This is a genomic window from uncultured Luteimonas sp. (genome assembly GCF_947492465.1).
Classification (GTDB): Bacteria; Pseudomonadota; Gammaproteobacteria; order Xanthomonadales; family Xanthomonadaceae; genus Luteimonas.
Window position 1 is genome coordinate 1 of record NZ_CANLNF010000015.1, and the last position, 21,060, is coordinate 21,060.

Sequence of the window (21,060 nt, forward strand, 5' to 3'; positions counted from 1 at the left end):
GCTTACGCGCCGATGGTAGTGTGCAGCCGCATGCGAGAGTAGGTCATCGCCAGGGTCTTTACCCCAAAACCCCCAGCACACACGCTGGGGGTTTTTTTATGCATCCAGTTCAACTGGCGGTAGACGCGACCAGCAGGCTGTGGAACCGGCGTCCCTACAGGAACAGCGTCTGCTGCACGGGCGAAAAACTGCGCCGATGGTGCGGGCAGGGTCCGTGTTCGCGCAGCGCCGCCAGGTGCGATTGCGAGGCATACCCCTTGTGCCGGTCGAAGCCGTACTGGGGAAAAAGCGCATGCAGTTCGACCATCGCCCGGTCGCGCGCGACCTTGGCCAGGATCGAGGCGGCCATGATGGCAGGCTCCAGGCCGTCGCCCCCGACCACCGCTTCGGCGTGGCAGGGCAGGTCGACCGGTAGACGGTCGCCATCAATACGCGCATGGGTGGCGGCCGGACTCAACGCGTACAGCGCGCGGCGCATGCCGGTGAGGCGGGCCTGCAGGATATTGAGCGTGTCGATCTCGTCGACGCGGACGAACTCGATGCGCCAGGCCACGGCGCGCTCGACGATCTGCGGGTACAGCGCCTCGCGCCTGGCCGGACTGAGCTTCTTGGAGTCGTCCAGGCCCTGGATGCGGCGCCGCGGATTGAGGATGACCGCGGCCACGACCACCGGTCCCGCCAGCGGCCCGCAACCTGCCTCGTCCACGCCGGCCACCAAGCGCTTCATCGCGATGCCTCCAGCAACGCGGCTACCGCTTCGGCGGCGGATGCAGAGGCGTCCCGGCGCAAGGCCAGATGCAGGTCCCGGTAGATCGGCTCGAGCGCCAGGGCGGCAGCCGGCTCCTCGAACCACTGGACGATCGCCTGCGCCAGCCTGTCCGGCGTGCAGTCGTCCTGCATCAGCTCCGGCGCGATGGTCTGCCCGGCCAGCACGTTGGGCAGCGCATAGCGGTCGACCTTGAGCAGGCCGAGCGAACGCACAATGCGATAGGTGCTGGGCGCAATGCGGTAGCCGACCACCATCGGTCGTTTGGCCAGCATCGCTTCCAGCGTGGCGGTGCCCGATGCCAGCAGCACGACGTCGGAAGCCACCATCGCCTCGCGGGCCTGGCCGTCGAGCAGCAGCGCGCAGCCGTCGGGCAGTGGCGAGGCCACGAGCAGCGCGCGGATTGCTTCGGCGCAGGCAGGGGTGGCGGCCGGCACCACCACGCGAAGCTTCGGTACCCGGCTGGCGACGCGGTGCGCCGCGTCGAGGAAGATGGCGCCGAGCCGTTCGATCTCGCCCAGCCGCGAGCCGGGAAGCACCGCGAGTACGGGCGCCACGTCGTCCAGGCCGAGTTCGGCGCGGGCGCGGCGGCGATCTGGATTGAGCGGCATCGCATCGGCCATGGGGTGGCCGACGAACGCGGCGTCGACTCCGTGCCTGGCGTAGATCGGCGGCTCCATCGGGAACAGGCACAGGACCCGGTCGGCGCTGCGTCCGATCCGGGCGGCGCGCCCCTGGCGCCAGGCCCAGACCGACGGACTCACGTAGTGGACCGTGGGGACGCCGCGGCGCTTGAGCGCGCGCTCGAGGCCGAGGTTGAAGTCGGGTGCGTCGATGCCGATGAAGACGTCCGCGCGCCAGTCGAGCAGCCGCCGCCGCAGGCCGCGTCGCAGCCGCAGCAGTCTCGGCAGGTGGCGCAACACCTCGCTCAGCCCCATCACGGCCAGTTCGGATGCGTCATGCCAGGTATCGACGCCGGCGGCGCGCATCGAGGCCCCGCCGACCCCGGCAAACTGCGCCTGCGGAAAGCGCAGGCGCAGCTGTTCCACCAGGCCGGCGCCGAGCAGGTCGCCCGAAGCTTCGCCCGCCACCAGGCCGATACGCAGCGGGCGCAGGTCTGGAGCGGTCACGTCTGCGGCCACGGTCCACGGCTCCACGGGCGCACCGGAGGCCGGCGCGACACCCGCTGGCTGCTGCCTGCGGTGCGGACTCACCGCAACAGCGGCCGGTCGCCGCTTTCGATGAATTCCAGCATCGCCTTCACGTCGCGGCTGCCGGCGGCGGCGATCTCCTCCAGTTCCGCCCTGGCTTCGTCCAGCTTCGCGTCGCCCATGTAGAGCGCGCGGTAGGCACGGCGGATGGCCGCGATGCGCGCGGCGTCGAAGCCGCGCCGCTTCAGGCCTTCGGCGTTGATGCCGCGCGGCCGCGCGTACTTGTCCTGCGCCACCATCAGGAACGGGGGGACGTCGCCGTTGACGAACGCGCCCATGCCGATGAAGGCGTGCGCGCCGATGCGGCAGAACTGGTGCACGCCCGCGAAACCGCTGAGGATCACGTGGTCGCCGACCACGACATGGCCGGCCAGCGAGGCGTTGTTGGAGAATACGCAGTGGTTCCCGACCACGCAGTCGTGGGCGACATGCGTGTAGGCCAGCAGCCAGTTGTCGCTGCCGATGCGGGTGATCCCGCCGCCTTCGCCGGTGCCGCGATTGAGCGTCACGAACTCGCGGATCAGGTTGCGGTCGCCAATCTCGAGCGCGACGCGCTCGCCGCGGTACTTCTTGTCCTGTGGATCGCCGCCGATCGCGGCGTGTCCGACGATGCGGTTCTCGCGACCGATGCGCGTCGGACCCTGCACGCTGCAGTGCGGACCGACGAAGGTTCCGTCGCCGATCTCGACATCGGGCCCGACCAGGGTGAACGCACCGATCGACACTCCTTCGCCGACGCGCGCGGACGGATCCACGACCGCGGTGGGATGGATGCCGGCCTGCCCCATGTCAGCTGCGCACCTCGGCGCACAGGATGTCGGCGCAGGCCACCTGCTCGCCGCCGACGCGGGCCACGCCGCAGTACAGCGTCATGTTGCGGATCTCGCGCCGGATCTCGACCTCGAGGTCGAGGCGGTCGCCCGGCACCACCATCCGCGAAAACTTCGCGTTGTCCACCTTCACCAGGTAGGACAGGCGGCCGGTGAGGCTGCCGCCGTGGGTGAGCTGGGAAAGCACGCCGCCGGCCTGCGCCAGCGATTCGATCACCAGCACGCCCGGCATCACCGGGCGATCGGGAAAGTGGCCCTGGAAGAAGTGCTCGTTGCCGGTGACGTTCTTGTAGGCCAGCACGCGCTTGCCGTGCTCGAACTCGACCACGCGGTCGATGAGCAGGAACGGGTAGCGGTGCGGCAGCAGTTCGTGGATGCCGTTGATGTCGATCGGTAGCGTGACCGGCTGGTTCATTCGTTTCCCTTTGTCGGCAGGCGCAGGCGCCGGGCCAGTGCGTCGAGCTGCTTGAAGCGGACCGCGTTGCGGCGCCAGCTGCGGCTGTCCATCAGCGGAGTGCCGGAAGAATACTCCCCCGGCTCGCGGATCGAGTGGGTCACCAGGCTCATCGCCGTGACCATCACCCGGTCGCAGATCTCCAGGTGTCCGGCGATGCCGGCGGCGCCGCCGATCATGCAGTACCGTCCGATCGTCGTGCTGCCGGCCACGGCTACGCAGCCCGCCATCGCCGTGTGCGCGCCGATGCGGACGTTGTGCGCGACCTGAATCTGGTTGTCCAGGCGCACGTCATGTTCGAGCACGGTGTCTTCGATCGCGCCGCGGTCGATCGTGGTGTTGGCGCCGATCTCGCAGTCGTCGCCCACCCGCACGCCGCCAAGCTGCGGCACCTTGATCCAGTGCGGCTCGTCGCCTTGCCGATCGAGCGCTAGCCCGAAGCCGTCCGCGCCCAGCACCGCCCCGGGATGCACCAGCACGCGCGCGCCCAGGCGCACGCGCCGTACTAGGGTGACGCGGGCGACCAGGGTGCTGCCGGCACCGATCTCGCAGTCCTCGCCGACCACGCAGCCCGGACCGACGGTCGCGCCGGCGGCGACCCGGCTGCGCGGGCCGATGCTGGCGTGCGGCCCGACCGACGCGTCCGCGTCGACCTCGGCCTCGGGATGGACGAAAGCGGTCGGGTGGATACCGGCATCGACCGGGACCGGCGGCTCGAACAGGGCCGCGATCCGGGCGAAGGCCACGTAGGGGTCGCCGGCGATCAGCAGGTCGCGCGACAGGCCTTCGGCGTCGGTGGCGCGCACCACGACTACGCCGGCGCCGGATTGCGCCAGCTGCCCGCGGTATTTCGAGTTGGCCAGGAACGCCAGCTGCGTGGGTCCTGCGGCGGCCAGCGTACCGACGCCCTGGACACGACGCGAGGCGTCGCCCTGCAGGACGAGCCCGAAACGTTCGGCGAGCTCGCCCGCAGTGACCGTGATGCTGTGCGGGGGCATGGTTCCGGCTGGCGGCTAGAACGCGCCGCCGAAGGTGAACTGCAGGCGCTCGAGCTCGTCGCCTTCGACCAGCACGCGGCCATTGCTGTCGCGCACCGCGTCCTGCTTGCGGATCGGGAACGCGTAGCTGATCGAGATCGGACCGACCGGCGCGCGCCACATCAGCGCGACGCCGGCCGAGGCACGCAGCTCGCTGCTCTCGAAGGCATCGACGTTGCGGAACACGTTGCCGAAGTCCACGAAGGCGGAGACGCGTGCGGCCGGCGACTTGATCAGCTGCGGGAAGAACATCTCCAGCGAACCGACCGTCTTGAGCGAGCCGCCCATCGGCTGCAGGTAGCTGCTGTTGAACGCGCTCTCGCGCGGGCCGAGCGTGTTGTCGCGGAAGCCGCGCACCGAACGCGCGCCGCCCGCGTAGAAGTTCTCGAAGAAAGGCAGGCCGGTTGCGACCAGGGTTTTGCTGTAGACGGAGCCGTCTTCGCACTCGCCGCCCGGGGTGGGGACGGGGTCCGGCGCCGCACCGCCTCCGGGCGGCAGCGGATCCCCGCCAAGGCGACGACAGAAGGTGCGATAGACATCATCGCCGTAGCTGTCGCCGTAGCCGAGTTCGAACCGGGTGTTGAGCACCAGCGAGCGGCTGATCGGCCAGTACTTCGAGAACTCGTAGTTGAGCTTGTAGTACTCGACCGTCGATCCAGGCAGGGTCGTTTCCAGTGACACGCGCTGCAGGGTGCCGCGCGTGGGCTGCAGGAAATCGTTGCGCGAATCGCGCGCCCAGGCCAGTTCGCTGCGCCAGGAATGGAAGGTGCGCGAGCCGACGGCGTCGATGTAATCGACGATGGACTGGGGCGAGGATCCCTGCCAGGCGAAGATCTGGTTGCGATCGATGCCGACCAGGGCCGAGACCGTGTCCGACTCGGTGATCGGCAGGCCCAGGACCACCTGCGCCGCCGCGTTGGTCGAGGAGAACTGGGCGGTATTGAACTCGGAGTTGTCGAACTCGCGCCACCACAGGTTGTAGCCGAGCGACAGGCCGTCGTCGGTGAAATAGGGGTTGAGGAACGAGAACGAGTAGCGCTGCAGGTAGACGTTGCGCTGCGCCTCGACCGACACGCGGTTGCCGCTGCCCAGGAAGTTGTTCTGCGACAGCTGCACCGAGGTGGTCAGGCCGGCGAGCTGCGAATAGCCGATGCCGAACACGAAGCTGCCCGACGTGGTCTCGGTGACGCTGAACACCACGTCGACCTCGTCGTTGCTGCCCGGCACCGGCTGGGTCTCGACGTTGACGCTGCCCGACTCGAAATAGCCCAGGCGCTGCAGTCGCACCTTGGAGCGGTCGATGGCGGCCTGCGAATACCACGCGCCCTCGAACTGGCGCATCTCGCGGCGCATCACCTCGTCGGAGGTGCGGGTATTGCCGCGGAACACGATGCGGCGCACGTTCACGCGCGGCCCCGGCACCACCTGCAGCTTGATGCCGACCGTGCGCTTTTCGCGGTCGATCTCGGGGATCGTGTTGACCTGGGCGAAGGCGTAACCGATGTTGCCCAGCGTGGCGGTGATCGCGTCGGACGACAGCTCGAGCAGCGCACGCGAGAACACCAGGCCTTCGCGGGTCATCACCAGGCGCTCGATGTCCTCCTTGGGCAGCACCGTATCGCCGGTGACCTCGACCGAGGAGATGGTGTAGATCTCGCCTTCGCTCAGGCCGGCGGTGATGAACATGTCGCGTTTGTCGGGGCTGATCGCCACCTGCGTGTTGTCGATGCTGAAATCGACGTAGCCGCGGTCCAGGTAGTAGTTGTGCAGCTTCTCCAGGTCGCCCGAGAGCTTTTCCTTGGAGTACTGGTCGTCGCGGCGGTACCAGCTCAGCCAGTTGCTCTCGCCGGATTCCCAGCTGTCGGTCAGCTCTTCCTGCTCGAACAGCTCGTTGCCGATCAGGTTGATGTGGCGGATCTTGGCCGCCTTGCCTTCCTTGACGGCGATGGTGACGTCGACGCGGTTGCGATCCAGGCGCGAGACCGTCGGCGTGATCTCCACGTTGTACTTGCCGCGGTTGTTGTACTGGCGGGTCAGTTCCTGGGTCACGCGGTCCAGCGCGAGGCGGTCGAAGGTTTCGCCCTCGGACAGGCCGATGTCGTTGAGGCCCTTGGTCAGGTCCTCGGTCTTGATGTCCTTGTTGCCGGTCAGGGTCAGCTTGTTGATCGCCGGACGCTCGGTCACCGTGACCACGAGGATGTCGCCCTGGCGGCCGATCTGGATGTCCTCGAAGAAGCCGGTGCGGTACAGCGCGCGCACCGCCTCGCCGACGCGGGTCTGGTTGATCGTGTCGCCACGTTCGATCGGCAGGTAGGTGAACACGGTGCCGGCGCCGATGCGCTGCAGGCCGTCGATGCGGATGTCGCTGACCGTGAACGCGCCAGCCGGCTGGACCGCCGCCGGCGTGGGCACCGCGAATGCGGCCTGCGGATCGACCGCCTGCTGGGCCCAGACGGGTGCGATGGCGGTCGCGAGGGCGAGTGCAAGCAGGTGGCGGGCAGGAGTACGCGTCATCGATCGGTCCGGATTGGGGAAGTGCTCCATTGCTGACGCAATGGTGGTCGGAGAGCGGGGCATCAGCGCACCAGCTGGAGAATGTCGTTGTAGAACGCCAGGCCCATCAGGCCAGCCAACAGCACCAGGCCGACATACTGCCCGGCAGCCATCGCACGTTCGCTTAACGGACTGCCCTTGACCAACTCGATAAGGTAATACAACAGGTGTCCCCCGTCCAAGAGCGGGATCGGCAGCAGGTTGAGAATGGCGATGCTCAGCGACAGCATGGCGAGGATCGTCAGGTACCAGGCCACGCCCTGGCTGGCGTAGGCATTGGTGGCGCGGGCGATGGTCAGGGGGCCGGCGACGGTGTTTTCCAGCGCCAGGCGGCCGGTGAAGGCGCGCCGGATCATCCCCAGCAGCTGGCCGGTGAGGTGGCCGACCTCGCGCGCGGCCACCGGCACCGCGGCCACGGGTCCGTACTGCTGCAGCGCGTCCTTGGGCGGCAGCTCGATCCGGCGCGGCGCCTCGATGCCCAGCACCCAGCGCCGATCACCGCCGTCGCCCTCCACCTCGCGCGGAGCGAGCGGGAACGCCAGGCGCTCGCCATCGCGGGTCACCTCGATCATGGCCTCGCCGCCGCCCTCCCCCAGTGCCTGCACCAGCGGGCCGATGTCCTCGAAGCGCTCGACCGGGCGACCGTCGATCGCGGTGATGCGGTCGCCCTCGGCCAGCGTGCCCCAGGCGGCGCCGTCGGGCAGCACCTGCCCCACGTCGGCGGGCACGGTGAAGTGGCGTGGCACCAGGCCGATGCTGCGCAGCACCTGACGCTGGTCGAAATCGGCAGGCAGCTGCGACAGGCGCAGCGTCACCTGGCGTTCCGCGCCATCGCGGCCGGCCACGCGCAGCGGCACGTCGGCACGGTCCAGCGCGGCGGGCAGCAGCGCCATCTGCAGTTCCATCCAGGTCGGCGTCGCGCGCCCGTCGAGCGCCAGCACGCGGTCGTCGCCACGCAGGCCCGACGCCGCGGCGATGCCGGTGGACGGGCCGAGCACCGGTGCGTAGTCGGGGCGGCCGATCACGAACATCGCCCACAGCAGGGCGAAGCACAGCAGCAGGTTCGCGGCGGGGCCGGCGGCGACGATCGCGATCCGCTTCCACACCGGCTGGCGGTTGAAGGCGCGGCCGGCCTCGGCTTCCGGCACGTCGGCCTCGCGCTCGTCGAGCATCTTCACGTAGCCGCCGAGCGGGATCGCGGCGATCCGGTACTCGGTGCCGTCGCGGGCGGTCCGCTGCCACAGCGCCCCGCCGAAGCCGATGGAGAAGCGCAGTACCCGCACGCCGCAGCGGCGCGCGACCCAGAAATGGCCGAATTCGTGGATGGTCACCAGGATGCCGAGGCTGACCAGCAGCCACCAGGCGGCGCCGAGGAAGTCAGTCATGGCGGCGGTTCATCCGATGGCACCTGTGGCGATGGCGTGGCTGGCGTGGTGGCGCGCGCGGGCGTCGGCATCGCCCAGCGCCGCCAGCGATTGTGCCGGTTCCACCGCAATGGCCGCGAGAGCCTCCTCGACCAGCGCGGCGATGGACAGGAAACCGATCCGGCCCTGAAGAAAGGCTGAAACCGCCACCTCGTTGGCCGCGTTGAGCACCGCCGGCGCGGTGCCGCCGGCGCGCAGCGCCTCGCGGGCCAGGCGCAGGCAGGGGAAGGTCGCCATGTCCGGCGGTTCGAACTCCAGCCGGCCGTGGCGGGCCAGGTCGAGCGGGCCGACCCCCGACGCGATGCGCTGAGGCCAGCCCAGGCCCACCGCCAGCGAGGTGCGCATGTCCGGCAGGCCCAGCTGGGCCAGGGTGGATCCGTCGACGAACTCGACCAGCGAGTGGACCAGGCTCTGCGGATGCACCAGCACGTCGAGCTGGCCGTCGGGCAGCCCGAACAGGTGGTGCGCCTCGATCAGCTCCAGGCCCTTGTTCATCAGCGTGGCCGAATCGACCGAGATCTTCGGACCCATCGACCATTTGGGGTGGGCCACGGCCTGGGCCGGCGTCACCGCCGCCAGTCGGGCGCGGTCCCAGCCGCGGAACGGTCCACCCGACGCGGTCAGGGTGATGCGCCGCACCTCGGCGCCTGCGGCGTGGCCGTGCAGGCACTGGAAGATGGCGTTGTGTTCGCTGTCGATCGGCACGACGACCGCGCCGGCGGCAGCGGCGGCCCCGGTCAGCAGTTCGCCCGCCAGCACCAGCGATTCCTTGTTGGCCAGCAGCAGGCGCTTGCCGGCGCGGGCGGCGGCGAGGGTGGAACCGAGCCCGGCGGCGCCGACGATCGCGGCGACCACGGTCTCGCAGTCGGCGCCGGCGACCAGCTCCGACAGCGCCTGCGCGCCGGCGTGCGCGGACGTGGCGACGCCCGCCGCGCGCAGGCCTTCGCGCAGTGCCGGCAGTCGCGACGGCTCGCCGACCACCGCGTGCTCCGGGCGGTGCGTGGCGCACAGCGCGACCAGCGCCTCGACGTTGCTCCCGGCGGCCAGCACGCTGGCGCGCATCCGTTCGGGATGGCGGGCGATGACGTCGAGCGCCGACCCGCCGATCGACCCGGTAGCGCCCAGCACGGCGACGCGCTGCATCAGAAGTCCAGCCAGATCTTCGCCACGGCGAATACGGGCAGGGCCGCCAGCACGCTGTCGACGCGGTCGAGGATGCCGCCATGCCCGGGAATGAGGGTGCCCGAATCCTTGGCGCCGACGTGGCGCTTGAGCAGGCTTTCGAACAGGTCGCCGACCACCGAAACCAGCACCGTGGCCAGCGCGGCCACCGCCACCAGCGGCAGCTGCCCCAGGCTGGCCCCCGCCAGCGGCGCCATCGCCAGCGCCACGGCCACGCCGCCGGCCGCGCCACCCAGCAGGCCCTCGACGGTCTTGTTGGGGCTGATCCGCGGCGACAGCTTGCGCCGTCCGAACCTGCGCCCGGCGAAGTAGGCGCCGGTATCGGTCGCCCAGACGATCATCAGCGCGGTCAGCAGCCACACGTGGCCCTGGCTGACCAGCGGCCACGCCGTGGGCGTGGGATCGCCGGCATGCAGCACCGCCAGTGCGCACCAGGCCGGCACCACCGCGGCCGTGCCCGCGGCCAGCTTGAACACGCGTGCATGGCTGTCGTGGTCGGAGGCGAAGTCGTAGTGGCGCAGCCACAGCATCGCCAGCAACCACCAGACCACGCCGAGCATCGCCACCAGCTTGAACAGCACCAGCGAGCCACCGCTGTCGTTGGGCGAGGCCCAGACCAGCGCGGCCATCAGCAGCAGGTTGGCCACCAGCAGCACGGTGCGCTGCAGGGTGTCGTCGATTTCCGACAGGCGGAACCATTCCCACAGCGCCATCAGGAACACGATCGCCGACAGCGCGACCAGCCAGGGCGTGGGCAGCAGGAGCACGCCGCCGATGGCGAGCGGCGCCATGGTCAGCGCGGCGAGCACGCGGGTGCGGGTCAAGGCGTGGGACTCCCCTGGAGGTCGGGCCGGGCCCGGTCGGCCACCTGGTCGCCGGTCAGCCCGAAGCGGCGCTCGCGCCCGGCATAGGCGCGCAGCGCCTCATGCAGGACGGCGGCATCGAGTTCGGGCCACAGCGTCTCGGTGAACCACAATTCGGTGTAGGCCAGCTGCCACAGCAGGAAGTTGCTGATCCTGTAGTCGCCACCGGTGCGGATGAACAGGTCCGGCGGCGGCAGGTCGGCCAGCGCGACGCGGGCGTCCAGCGCCGCTTCGTCGATCTGCCCGGGATGCAGCCGGCCGGCGGCGACGTCCTCGGCCAGCGAGCGCGCGGCGGCGGCGATGTCCTGGCGGCCGCCGTAGCTGGCCGCGATGTTGAGCGACAGCCGGGTATTGCCGGCGGTCAGCGTCTCGGCGGCCTGCATGCGATCGCGGATGCTGTCGGAAAAACGGCCGCGTTCGCCGATGAAGCGCACCCGCACGCCGCGCCGGTGCAGTTCCTCGACTTCACGGTCGAGCGCGGCGACGAACAGCTTCATCAGCGCGCCCACCTCGTCCTGCGGCCGGCCCCAGTTCTCGCTGGAGAACGCGAACAGGGTCAGCGCGCCGATTCCCTGTTCCAGGCAGAAATCGATGCAGGTGTTGACCGCACGCGCACCGGCGCGATGGCCGATCGCGCGCGGCCGGCGGCGGCGCGCGGCCCAGCGCCCGTTGCCGTCCATGATGACGGCAAGGTGCCGCGGCACCGCGGGGGCGGGCGTCGTGAATCGGGAGGCGTTCAAGGGCGGTCCGTGTGTATCGCTGCCTGCGGCATGGCGTGGCTGGCGGGCGGGCGATGCTCCATTCGCCGTTCCCGGCCGGCCTCAGACCGCCATCAGTTCCTGTTCCTTGGCCTTGACCACGTCGTCGACGTCCTTGATCGCCTTGTCGGTGATCTTCTGGATCTCGTCCTCGCTGCGGCGCACGTCGTCCTCGGTGACCGACTTGTCCTTCAGAAGCTCCTTGACCTGCTGGTTGGCGTCGCGGCGGATGTTGCGGATCGCGACCTTGGCGTCCTCGCCCTCGGCGTGGACCACCTTGGTGAGGTCGCGGCGCCGCTCCTCGGTAAGCGCGGGCAGGTTCAGGCGGATGGTGGTGCCGGCCGTGTTGGGGGTCAGGCCGAGGTCGGAGGCCAGGATGGCCTTCTCGACCACGCCTACCATCGCCTTGTCCCACGGCTGGATCACCAGCGAGCGCGAGTCGGACACCGACACCGCGGCGACCTGCGACAGCGGCACGTCGCTGCCATAGGCGCTGACCCGGATGCTGTCGACCAGCCCGGTCGAGGCCCGTCCGGTGCGCACCTTCACCAGGGTGTGGCGCAGAGCGTCGATGCTCTTGGCCATGCGGGTCTGGGCGTCCTTCTTGATTTCGTTGAGCATCACCGGCTCCGGTTGGTCTGCTTGAGGCTAGACCGCGGATTATAGGCGGTGTGGCGCCCGCACGGCCCCGTGCGGACCGCCGTGGCGGCCCACTGGCGTGGGTGGCCGGGCTTGCGGACGCTGGCCGGGGTGCGTTTGCGTCGAATGGCCCGCGGCGCAGGGGGCGGGGTGGCGCGGCGGGACGCCAGCGGCAACGCGGTTCAGCGGCGGCCGCGCACCAAAGTGCCGATCGGCTCGCCCTTGAGGATGCGCAGCAGCATGCCGGGCTGGGACATGTCGAAGATGCGCAGGGGCAGGTCGCTGTCGCGGCACAGGGCGAAGGCGGCGGTGTCCATCACCTGCAGGTCGCGCGAGATCACCTCGTCATAGGTCAGGCTGTCGTAGCGCACCGCGTCGGCATGCTTCTTGGGGTCCTTGTCGTACACCCCGTCGACCTTGGTGGCCTTGAGCAGCAGGTCGGCCCCGATTTCGATCGCGCGCAGCGCGGCGCCCGAATCGGTGGTGAAGAAGGGATTGCCGGTGCCCGCGGCGAAGATCGCGATCCGGCCCTTCTCCAGGTGGCGGATCGCGCGCCTGCGGATGTAGTCCTCGCAGACGTCGTTGATCTTGATCGCGCTCATCACCCGGACCTTGCCGCCGAGCTTCTCCAGCGCGTCCTGCATCGCCAGCGCGTTGATGACCGTGGCCAGCATGCCCATCTGGTCGCCGGTCACCCGGTCCATGCCGCCGGCGGCCAGGCCCGCGCCGCGGAAGATGTTGCCGCCGCCGATGACCACCCCGACTTCTGCCCCGGCCTGCTGCGCCTCGATGACCTCGCGCGCCAGGCGCCCGATGACCTTCGGGTCGATGCCGTAGTCCTCGTCGCCCATCAGCGCCTCGCCGGAGAGTTTGAGCAGGACGCGGCGATAGGCAAGTTGGGACATGGGGGTCTCGGGAGTGGCAAACGCGTGAATTCTAGCGGATCGCGCAGGGCCGCGAGGGCGCTGCGCGCCGATCCGGCCCGGTACCGGCAGGCACCGGGCCGGCACGCTGGCGCGGCGCGCCACGCCGGTACGCTGGCTCAGGAATCCGCGTCGTCGGGCGGGCGCGGGGCTGCCACCCGGTTTCGGCCCTCGCGTTTGGCGCCGTACAGGGCCTGGTCGGCGGCGTCCAGCAGCTGGCGCGCGTTCTCGAACCGCTCGTGTTCGCCCTGGGTGGCCAGGCCCGCCGAGAAGGTCACGTACAGCGGCTTGCCGTCGACGATCGCCATCGGCGTGCGCGCGACCTCGTCGAGGATGCGCCGGATCACCACCTGCGCGGCATCGCTGGTCGAATTGCTCAGCACCACGAGGAATTCCTCGCCGCCGTAGCGGGCGATCAGGTCGGCGCCGCGCAGCAGGCGAGACAGGGTCCGGGCGAACTCGCTCAGCACCTGGTCGCCGACCAGGTGGCCGTGGCGGTCGTTGACCTGCTTGAAATCGTCCAGGTCGATGAACGCCAGGGTCAGCGGTTCGTCGCGCCGCAGCGAGGCCTCGAATTCGCGCGCCAGCACGTCCTCCAGCTGGATCCGGTTGTACATGCCGGTCAGCGGGTCGCGCAGCGCCAGCTCCTCGAACTGGCGCGCGCGCTCTTCCGCGGCGTCGGCCTGGCTGCGCGCCTGGAAGGCGCCCTGGATCTCGCGCAGGTTGCGCAGCAGCAGCAGTTCGCGGGCGTGTTCGACGATCGCGTCCAGCTGTTCCTGCTGCACGATGTGCACGTCGAACAGGGCCGCGATCTCGGGCAACGCGTCGGACATGCGGGTGACCAGGGCGTCGAAACGGGCCTGGTCCAGGCCGAGCCGGTCGCGGGTGGCGGCCAGCGCGCGCTGGCGGGCGTCGCGGATCCGCTCCTCCCCTTCGGCCAGCCAGAGGTCGGCGACCAGGCCGGAGGCGGCGACGCAGTCGTGGAAGCAGTGGCCGCTGCCGGCTGGCGACTCGCTGGCGCCGATCGCCTGCTGCAGGTAGCCGGGCAGGTTCCAGTGCCCGGCGATCCAGGCGCCGATCTCGGCGTGGTCGGCGCCCAGCGCCTCGCGCTCGCGCCGCAGCCGGTCGTCGGGGTCCTCGGCCACGCGCAGCAGCTCGCGGTAGGCGTCGGGCCGGGCCTGGAGCAGGGCCTGGGCGCCGAGGTCCTGCAGCAGGCCGGCGAGCATCAGTTCCTCCAGCCGCGCCAGTCCGAGCTCCTCGCCCAGCAGGCGCGCCGCCATCGCCGACAGCACGCTGCGCTGCCACAGGATCGACAGCGCGTCGCGTGGCTGCGTGTTGCGCAGGGTGCGGCTCAGCGACAGTCCCAGCGCCAGGCTCAGCGTGGCGTTGAGGCCGAGCAGGGTCAGCGCCTGGGACAGGGTCGCGACCTGGCGGCGGTTGGCGTAGAGCGGGGAGTTGGCGATGCGCAGCATGCGCGCGCTGAGCGCGCTGTCCCTGGAGATCACCTCGACGGTCGCATCCAGGTCCGCGTCCGGCTGCTGGGCCAGTTCGATGATGCGCAGTGCGATCGCCGGCGGCGAAGGCAGGCTGCGGCAGTGGCTCAGCACGGCTTGGAGTTCGGGGTGCATCGCAACCTGCCAGGGGAATCCGGAGCCGGTATCGGCCGCGCAGGCCGATTCCTTAGCCACGTCACCCGGTGGGGAGGCCCGAAACGGAAGAAGCCGCGGTTCCCCGCGGCTTCTTCCGGCATTTCGGCTGGGCGCGGCGGCTTACGCCAGGCCGGCCTGCTTCATCACTTCGGCGGCGTAGTCTTCCACCACCTTCTCGATGCCTTCGCCCACGGCCAGGCGTTGGAAGCCGATGACTTCGGCGCCGGCGGCCTTGAGCACGGCCTCGACCGACTTGTCGGTATCGAGCACGTAGGGCTGGCCGTACAGGCTGACCTCGTTGACGATCTTGGCGATCTTGCCGCCGATGATCTTCTCCAGGATCTCGGCCGGCTTGGAGCGGTCCTTCTCGGACATCTTCGCCATCTCGATTTCCTTTTCCTTGGCCACGAACTCGGCCGGCACGTCGCTCTGCTTGTTGTGCGGCGGGTTCATCGCCGCGACGTGCATGGCCAGGCCGCGGGCCAGTTCGGCGTCGCCGCCCTTGAGCTCGACCAGCACGCCGATCTTGCCGCCGTGCACGTACGCGGCCACGGTGTTGTCGCTGTCGATGCGCGCCAGGCGACGCACCTGCACGTTCTCGCCGACCTTGGCGATGACCGCGGCGCGCGCTTCCTCGACGGTCTCGCCGGAGGGCAGCTTCGCGGCCTTCAGCGCCTCGATGTCGGCAGCGCCGATCGCGGCGGCGGCCACGGCTTCGGAGAAGCCCAGGAAGTTCTCGTCCTTGGCGACGAAGTCGGTCTCGGAGTTGATCTCGACCAGCACGGCCTTGCCGGCTTCCTGCGCGGCCGCGATGCGGCCCTCGGCGGCGACGCGGCTGGCCTTCTTGTCGGCCTTGGCCAGGCCGGACTTGCGTAGGGCCTCGGCGGCGGCGTCGACGTCGCCGTTGTGTTCGCTGAGCGCCTTCTTGCACTCCATCATGCCGGCGCCGGTGCGCTCGCGCAGTTCCTTGACCAGGGATGCGGTGATTTCCATGGGGACCTCGATTCGAAGAAAGACGGGCAGGCGGGCGCGGCCCGCCGTGGGATTCGGTGCGGCCCGGGATGGGGCCGCAGGCCGATGAACGCGACCGCGGCAGGGTGCCGCGGCTGCGTTGCGACGCGGTTACTCGGCGGCGGCGGCTTCGCCGGCCGGTGCGTCCTTCTTGGCCGGCGCGCGGCGGCCCGGCTTGCCTTCGCCCTCGGCGAACTCTTCCTCGCGCACGCTGGAGGCGTTCGGCGCGGCGGCCTTGCCCTCGAGCACGGCGTCGGCGGCGGCGCGGGCGTACAGCTGCACGGCGCGGATCGCGTCGTCGTTGCCCGGGATGGCGTAGTCGACCAGGGCCGGATCGTAGTTGGTGTCGACCACGGCGATGACCGGGATGCCGAGCTTCTTGGCTTCCTTGACCGCGATGTCCTCATGGCCGATGTCGATCACGAACAGCGCGTCGGGCAGGCGGTTGAGGTCCTTCAGGCCGCCCAGCGAGGCCAGCAGCTTCTCGCGCTCGCGGCGCAGGCCCAGCACTTCGTGCTTGACCAGCTTGTCGAAGGTGCCGTCGGTTTCGGCCGCTTCCAGTTCCTTCAGGCGCGACACCGACTGCTTGACGGTGCGGAAGTTGGTCAGCGTGCCGCCCAGCCAGCGCTGGGTCATGTACGGCATGCCGCAACGCTCGGCCTCTTCCTTCACCGCCTCGCGCGCGCTGCGCTTGGTGCCGACGAACAGGATGATGCCGCGCTTCTGGGCGATGCCCGAGATGAAGTTCATCGCGTCGTTGAACAGCGGAACCGTCTTCTCGAGGTTGATGATGTGGATCTTGCCGCGGGCGCCGAAGATGTACGGGGCCATCTTCGGGTTCCAGTAACGCGTCTGGTGGCCGAAGTGGACGCCGGCTTCCAGCATCTGGCGCATGGTGATCTGGGGCATTGCAGGGAACTCCTGACAGGGGAACCGCCGCCCGGGGTCTGTGAAGGGCGGTGCGGTCCTGCACGGGGCAGGGCGCGTGGTTCCGGGGTTGGGCCTCCCCGCTGCCTCCGTGGCCAGATCCCGTCCTTCCGGACCGGGACACCCCGGCACGGGTGTCTGCAGCGGGTGTGTATTCGCCTGCGTCAGGGACGACGCCGCGCCCGGCGTGGGCGGCTGGCTGGCGGGACGGCCAGGCACAGCCGCGGAATCATAACCGGACGGGAGGCTCCAGGCAAACCCGCGGTCCCTCGACGGGAGCGTGGGTTGCCACGGGGCGCTGGCCCGACGCGTGGCAGGACGTCGGCCCTCGCAGCTGGCGGTCCATCGCCTGCCGGGCCGCGGTCGCTGAAGCGAGGCCGCCGCCCGGCCGCGCCGGCGCCGGACCCGGCCCCCCGGGCAGAGCGCGCCGCGCTCGGCGATAATGGACGCATGACCATCTCCCTCAAGACCCCCGACGAGATCGAGAAGATGCGCGTGGCCGGCCGCCTGGCGGCCGAGGTGCTGCAGGTCGTCGCGGCGCACGTGAAGCCCGGCGTCAGCACCGACGAGCTCGACCGCATCTGCCACGACCACATCGTCAACGTCCAGAAGGCGACCCCGGCCAACCTCGGCTACAAGGGGTACCCCAAGACCACCTGCATCTCCGCCAACAACGTCATCTGCCACGGCATCCCGAACGAAGCCAAGGTGCTCAAGGACGGGGACATCATCAATATCGACGTCACTGTGATCAAGGACGGCTGGCACGGCGATACCAGCCGCATGTATTACGTGGGCACGCCCTCGGTGATGGCCAGGCGTCTGGTCGAGACCACCCGCGAGGCGCTGTTCCGCGGGATCCGGGCGGTCCGTCCGGGCGCGACCCTGGGCGACATCGGCCACGCGATCCAGGAATACGCCGAAGGCCAGCGCTTCAGCGTGGTGCGCGAGTACTGCGGCCACGGCATCGGCAAGGTCTACCACGAGGACCCGCAGGTCCTGCACTACGGCCGGCCGGGCGAGGGCGTGGTGCTGCAACCCGGGATGACCTTCACCATCGAGCCGATGATCAACGAGGGCACGCGCTTCACCCGCCTGCTGCCCGACGGCTGGACGGTGGTCACCAAGGACCGCAAGCTTTCCGCGCAGTGGGAACACACCGTGCTGGTGACCGCCGACGGCGTGGAGATCCTCACCCGCCTGCCCGGCGACGACAACGATCTCTAGGCCGATGCGGGGCGACGCCACATGCCGGTCCCACGCGCGTCCTGCCCGCAGGACCGCGCGGCGTCTTCGCCGGTGACTGAGGTGGAGGCCACGCAGGGCGAGGACGACGCGGCCTGGGCCGCGCTCGCGGCCGAGCAGCTGCGCGCGCAGGATGCCGCCTTTGCGGTCCGCTTCGACGCCGACGGCGATATCGAGCGGCTGTTGATGGCGCGGGTGATCGCGGTGGACGCGCTGGTCCGCCAGGCCTGGTCGCGCACGGTGCCGGCCGACGCCGCCCTGACCCTGTTCGCGATCGGCGGCTACGGCCGCGGCGAGCTGTTCCCGCGCTCGGACATCGACCTGCTGGTGCTGGTCGGCGACGAGGCGAGCGAAGCCGATACGGCGGCCCTGTCGCGACTGTTCGCGCTGCTGTGGGATGCCGGGCTGCCAGTCGGCCATGCGGTGCGCACGCTGGACCAGTGCACGCAGGCCGCCGCCGACGACCTGACCGTCATGACCTCGCTGATCGAGGCCCGGCCGCTGGTGGCGACGCCGGAAATGGCCGTGCGCCTGGAGCAGGCGGTGTCGGTGGACCGGGTCTGGCCGGCGCGCGAGTTCTTCTATGCCAAGCGCGAGGAGCTGCGCCAGCGCCATGCGCGCTTCGGCGATACCGCCGACAACCTCGAACCCAACATCAAGGAAGGCCCCGGCGGGCTGCGCGACATCCATACCCTGCGCTGGATGGCGCGGCGCGTGTTCGGGACCCGCGACATCGAGTCGCTGATCCCGCTGGGCCACCTGGGCCTGGACGAATACTCGGCGCTGGAGCGCGAGTGGGCCGTGCTCTCGCGCCTGCGCTACGGCCTGCACCTGGTGGCCGGCAAGCGCGAGGAGCGGCTGCGCTTCGACTACCAGAAGGCGCTCGCGGCGCGCCTGCAGCACATCGAGGATGCCGACAACGCGGCGGTCGAGCGCATGATGCAGGGGTTCTATCGCAGCGCGGCGATCCTGCTGCGCATCGGCGAGCGCCTGCTGCAGCGCTACGAGGAGCAGATCGAAGGCGACGTCGAGGCGGTGCCGCTGGACGCGGAGTTCGCGATGAAGCGCGGCTACCTGGTGGCGCGCGACGAGTTCTGGCCGGGCGGCGACATGTCTCGGGTGCTCGCGCTGTTCGCGCTCTGGGCCGACCATCCCGAGGCCAAGGGGCTGCATTCGCGCACCGCACGCGCGCTGGCCGAATCGCTGCACGCGCTGCCGGCCTACGACGTGGCGAATCCGGAGATGCGCGAGGCGTTCGTCGAACTGCTGCGCGGCCCGGGGCCGGTCCGCACGCTCGAACGCATGGCCCGGCTGGGCGTGCTGGGGCGCTGGATCCCGGCGTTCGCCCAGGTGTCGGGGCGCATGCAGTTCGACCTGTTCCACGTGTACACCGTCGACCAGCACACGCTGGCGGTGCTGCGCAACCTGGCTTCGTTCTCGGCCGGCATCGCCGATGAGCGTTTCTCCGATACCCACGAGGTGTGGCCGCAACTGCGCAAGCCGGAACTGCTGCTGATCGCGGGCCTGTTCCACGACATCGCCAAGGGCCGCGGCGGCGACCATTCCGAACTCGGCGCGGTCGACGCGCGCGCCTTCTGCGAGGCGCACGGTTACGGCGCCGGCGATACCGAGCTGGTGGAATGGCTGGTGCTCAAGCACCTGCTGATGTCGGTGACCGCGCAGAAGCAGGACATCTCGGATCCGGCGGTGATCCACCGGTTCGCGACGCAGGTCGCCGACCGCGAGCGGCTGGACTACCTGTACCTGCTCACCTGCGCCGACATCGCCGGCACCTCGCCGCGACTGTGGAACGCGTGGAAGGACAGGCTGCTGGCCGACCTGCGCACCGCCACCCGCTACGCGCTGCGGCGCGGCCTGGAACACCGCGTCGGCGCCGCCGACCGCATCGTCGAGACCCGCGACAAGGCCCGCGGCCTGCTGGTCGCCGAAGGCGTCGAGGGCATCGACGAACTGTTCGCGCGCATGCCCGACAACAGCTTCCTGCGCGCACGCGCCGACCAGGTGGTGTGGCAGGCGCAGGCGTTGCGCGAGACCGGGCCAGGCGCGGCCGTGGTGCGCGTGCGCCGGGTCGCGGGCGCCGGCGACGCGCTGGAAGTGTTCGTGCACGCGCCGGACCGCGACGGCCTGTTCGCGGCCATCGTCATCACCCTGGACAGGCTGGGCCTGGCGATCCAGCAGGCGCGCGCGCTGGACGGGCCGCAGCGCACCATCTTCGATACGTTCCAGGTGCTGTCGGTCGACCAGCGCCAGGCGCCGGACATCGGCGCGATCGAGCGCAAGCTGGCGACGGTGCTGGCAGGTTCGCTGGACGTGCGCCCGGCGCGGCGCGCGCAGCCGCGCCACCTGCGCCATTTCCGGGTCGTGCCGCAGGTCGATTTCGACGCGGCACCCGACGGACGCCACACGGTGGTCAGCCTGGTCTGCACCGACCGACCGGGCCTGCTCGCCGACATCGCCCAGGTGCTGCGCCAGCAGCGCCTGCGCGTGCATGATGCGCGCATCGCCACCTTCGGCGCGCGCGCCGAGGACGTCTTCCTGGTCAGCGACCGCGAAGACCGCGCACTCGACGACATCCAGCGCGACGCCCTGCGCGACGCGCTCCAGCTTGGCATCGACGGAGACAGCAAGGCATGACCCCAGCGGCACAGGCGAGCGGCATCCAGCGCACCATCGAGGACGCCTGGGAGCGTCGCACCACGCTGACCGGCGAGGAAACGGACGACCTGGTCCGGCCGGCGGTGGAGGCGGCAATGCAAGGGCTGGAGAGCGGCGACCTGCGCGTGGCCGAACCGAAGCCCGGCGGCGGCTGGCAGGTCAACGAGTGGCTGAAGAAGGCGGTGCTGCTGTACTTCCGCGTCAACGACATGGCGGTTGTCGAAGCGCAGCCGGCGCCCTACTGGGACAAGGTCGAGGCGCGCTTCGCCGGCTTCGACGCGGACCGCTTCCGGGCCCTGGGCGTGCGCGTGGTGCCCGGTGCGGTCGCGCGCCGCGGCACCTATTTCGGCCGCGATGTCGTGCTGATGCCGAGCTTCGTCAACATCGGCGCGCATGTCGGCGAGGGCACGATGGTCGACACCTGGGCGACCGTCGGCTCCTGCGCGCAGATCGGCCGGCACGTGCACCTGTCCGGCGGCGCCGGCATCGGCGGCGTGCTCGAACCGCTGCAGGCAAGCCCGACCATCATCGAGGACCACTGCTTCGTCGGTGCGCGCTCGGAGGTGGTGGAAGGCGTGGTCGTCGGCCACCACAGCGTGATCGGCATGGGCGTGTTCCTCGGCCAGTCCACCCGCATCTACAACCGCGCCACCGGCGAGGTGAGCTACGGCTACGTGCCGCCGGGCAGCGTGGTGGTCTCGGGCCAGCTACCGGCGAAGGACGGCTCGCATTCGCTGTACTGCGCGGTCATCGTCAAGCAGGTCGACGAGAAGACCCGCAGCAAGACCAGCGTCAACGACCTGCTGCGCGGACTGGCGGACTGAGCGCCCCGGAAGGCGACACGTCGGCGACGCGGAACGGCCGGGTGGCCGGATATGCGGGCGCCGGTGAACGCGCCTGGCGCGGATCGAA

Annotated in this window: 17 protein-coding genes and 1 pseudogene; 3 read left to right on the plus strand and 15 right to left on the minus strand. The window is 70.3% G+C overall.

Features of this window, described 5'->3' with window-relative positions:
- Positions 1 to 154: 154 nt before the first annotated feature.
- The 15 genes and pseudogenes from Q0863_RS18000 to rpsB all read right to left on the minus strand — a co-directional run bounded on the left by Q0863_RS18000 (position 155) and on the right by rpsB (position 16,209).
- Positions 155 to 727: a ribonuclease HII gene (locus Q0863_RS18000; RefSeq protein ID WP_298581633.1), complete on the minus strand. Its 573-nt coding sequence runs from the start codon at positions 725 to 727 to the stop codon at positions 155 to 157.
- Positions 708 to 1,923 (minus strand): annotated as a pseudogene (gene lpxB, locus Q0863_RS18005) (lipid-A-disaccharide synthase); the annotation flags it as partial. The pseudogene lpxB and the gene Q0863_RS18000, both read right to left, overlap by 20 nt.
- Positions 1,924 to 1,976: 53 nt before the next feature.
- Positions 1,977 to 2,765, minus strand: a complete 789-nt coding sequence (gene lpxA / locus Q0863_RS18010) for an acyl-ACP--UDP-N-acetylglucosamine O-acyltransferase (RefSeq protein WP_298581637.1) — start codon at positions 2,763 to 2,765, stop codon at positions 1,977 to 1,979.
- A gap of 1 nt (position 2,766) precedes the next feature.
- On the minus strand, positions 2,767 to 3,222 hold the full coding sequence (gene fabZ, locus Q0863_RS18015) for a 3-hydroxyacyl-ACP dehydratase FabZ (RefSeq protein ID WP_298581639.1): 456 nt from the start codon (positions 3,220 to 3,222) through the stop codon (positions 2,767 to 2,769).
- Entirely contained in the window at positions 3,219 to 4,259 is a 1,041-nt protein-coding gene (gene lpxD, locus Q0863_RS18020; protein WP_298581641.1) for a UDP-3-O-(3-hydroxymyristoyl)glucosamine N-acyltransferase, read from the minus strand. The genes fabZ and lpxD overlap by 4 nt, the downstream gene beginning before the upstream one ends.
- A gap of 15 nt (positions 4,260 to 4,274) precedes the next feature.
- On the minus strand, positions 4,275 to 6,812 hold the full coding sequence (gene bamA / locus Q0863_RS18025; protein WP_298581643.1) for an outer membrane protein assembly factor BamA: 2,538 nt from the start codon (positions 6,810 to 6,812) through the stop codon (positions 4,275 to 4,277).
- A gap of 62 nt (positions 6,813 to 6,874) precedes the next feature.
- Positions 6,875 to 8,236, minus strand: a complete 1,362-nt coding sequence (rseP, locus tag Q0863_RS18030) for an RIP metalloprotease RseP (RefSeq protein ID WP_298581645.1) — start codon at positions 8,234 to 8,236, stop codon at positions 6,875 to 6,877.
- Positions 8,237 to 8,245: 9 nt separating this feature from the next.
- A complete protein-coding gene (gene dxr / locus Q0863_RS18035; protein ID WP_345780534.1) occupies positions 8,246 to 9,451 on the minus strand; it encodes a 1-deoxy-D-xylulose-5-phosphate reductoisomerase in 1,206 nt (401 codons plus the stop codon).
- Positions 9,418 to 10,281 carry a phosphatidate cytidylyltransferase gene (locus Q0863_RS18040; protein ID WP_298581647.1) on the minus strand — a complete coding sequence of 288 codons (864 nt, stop codon included), beginning with the start codon at positions 10,279 to 10,281 and terminating at the stop codon, positions 9,418 to 9,420. The genes dxr and Q0863_RS18040 overlap by 34 nt, the downstream gene beginning before the upstream one ends.
- Entirely contained in the window at positions 10,278 to 11,060 is a 783-nt protein-coding gene (gene uppS, locus Q0863_RS18045) for a polyprenyl diphosphate synthase (RefSeq protein WP_298581649.1), read from the minus strand. The genes Q0863_RS18040 and uppS overlap by 4 nt, the downstream gene beginning before the upstream one ends.
- Positions 11,061 to 11,141: 81 nt before the next feature.
- A complete protein-coding gene (gene frr, locus Q0863_RS18050; protein WP_298581651.1) occupies positions 11,142 to 11,699 on the minus strand; it encodes a ribosome recycling factor in 558 nt (185 codons plus the stop codon).
- A gap of 200 nt (positions 11,700 to 11,899) precedes the next feature.
- Positions 11,900 to 12,622 (minus strand): UMP kinase, encoded by a 723-nt coding sequence (pyrH, locus tag Q0863_RS18055; RefSeq protein ID WP_298581653.1) that lies wholly within the window; start codon positions 12,620 to 12,622, stop codon positions 11,900 to 11,902.
- A gap of 137 nt (positions 12,623 to 12,759) precedes the next feature.
- Positions 12,760 to 14,268, minus strand: coding sequence for a GGDEF domain-containing protein (locus Q0863_RS18060; protein WP_298581654.1), 1,509 nt, complete (start codon positions 14,266 to 14,268; stop codon positions 12,760 to 12,762).
- Positions 14,269 to 14,409: 141 nt separating this feature from the next.
- Positions 14,410 to 15,282, minus strand: a complete 873-nt coding sequence (gene tsf, locus Q0863_RS18065) for a translation elongation factor Ts (protein WP_298581656.1) — start codon at positions 15,280 to 15,282, stop codon at positions 14,410 to 14,412.
- 129 nt (positions 15,283 to 15,411) lie between these two features.
- Entirely contained in the window at positions 15,412 to 16,209 is a 798-nt protein-coding gene (gene rpsB / locus Q0863_RS18070; RefSeq protein WP_298581658.1) for a 30S ribosomal protein S2, read from the minus strand.
- A 468-nt stretch (positions 16,210 to 16,677) separates the two neighbouring features.
- Here rpsB and map point away from each other — a divergent pair, with 468 nt between their 5' ends.
- The 3 genes from map to dapD all read left to right on the plus strand — a co-directional run bounded on the left by map (position 16,678) and on the right by dapD (position 20,972).
- Positions 16,678 to 17,454, plus strand: a complete 777-nt coding sequence (map, locus tag Q0863_RS18075; protein ID WP_298581660.1) for a type I methionyl aminopeptidase — start codon at positions 16,678 to 16,680, stop codon at positions 17,452 to 17,454.
- Between the two features lie 72 nt (positions 17,455 to 17,526).
- Entirely contained in the window at positions 17,527 to 20,127 is a 2,601-nt protein-coding gene (gene glnD, locus Q0863_RS18080; RefSeq protein ID WP_298581662.1) for a [protein-PII] uridylyltransferase, read from the plus strand.
- Positions 20,124 to 20,972, plus strand: coding sequence for a 2,3,4,5-tetrahydropyridine-2,6-dicarboxylate N-succinyltransferase (dapD, locus tag Q0863_RS18085; RefSeq protein ID WP_345780533.1), 849 nt, complete (start codon positions 20,124 to 20,126; stop codon positions 20,970 to 20,972). Before glnD ends, dapD begins: the two co-directional genes overlap by 4 nt.
- The last annotated feature ends 88 nt before the right edge of the window (positions 20,973 to 21,060 follow it).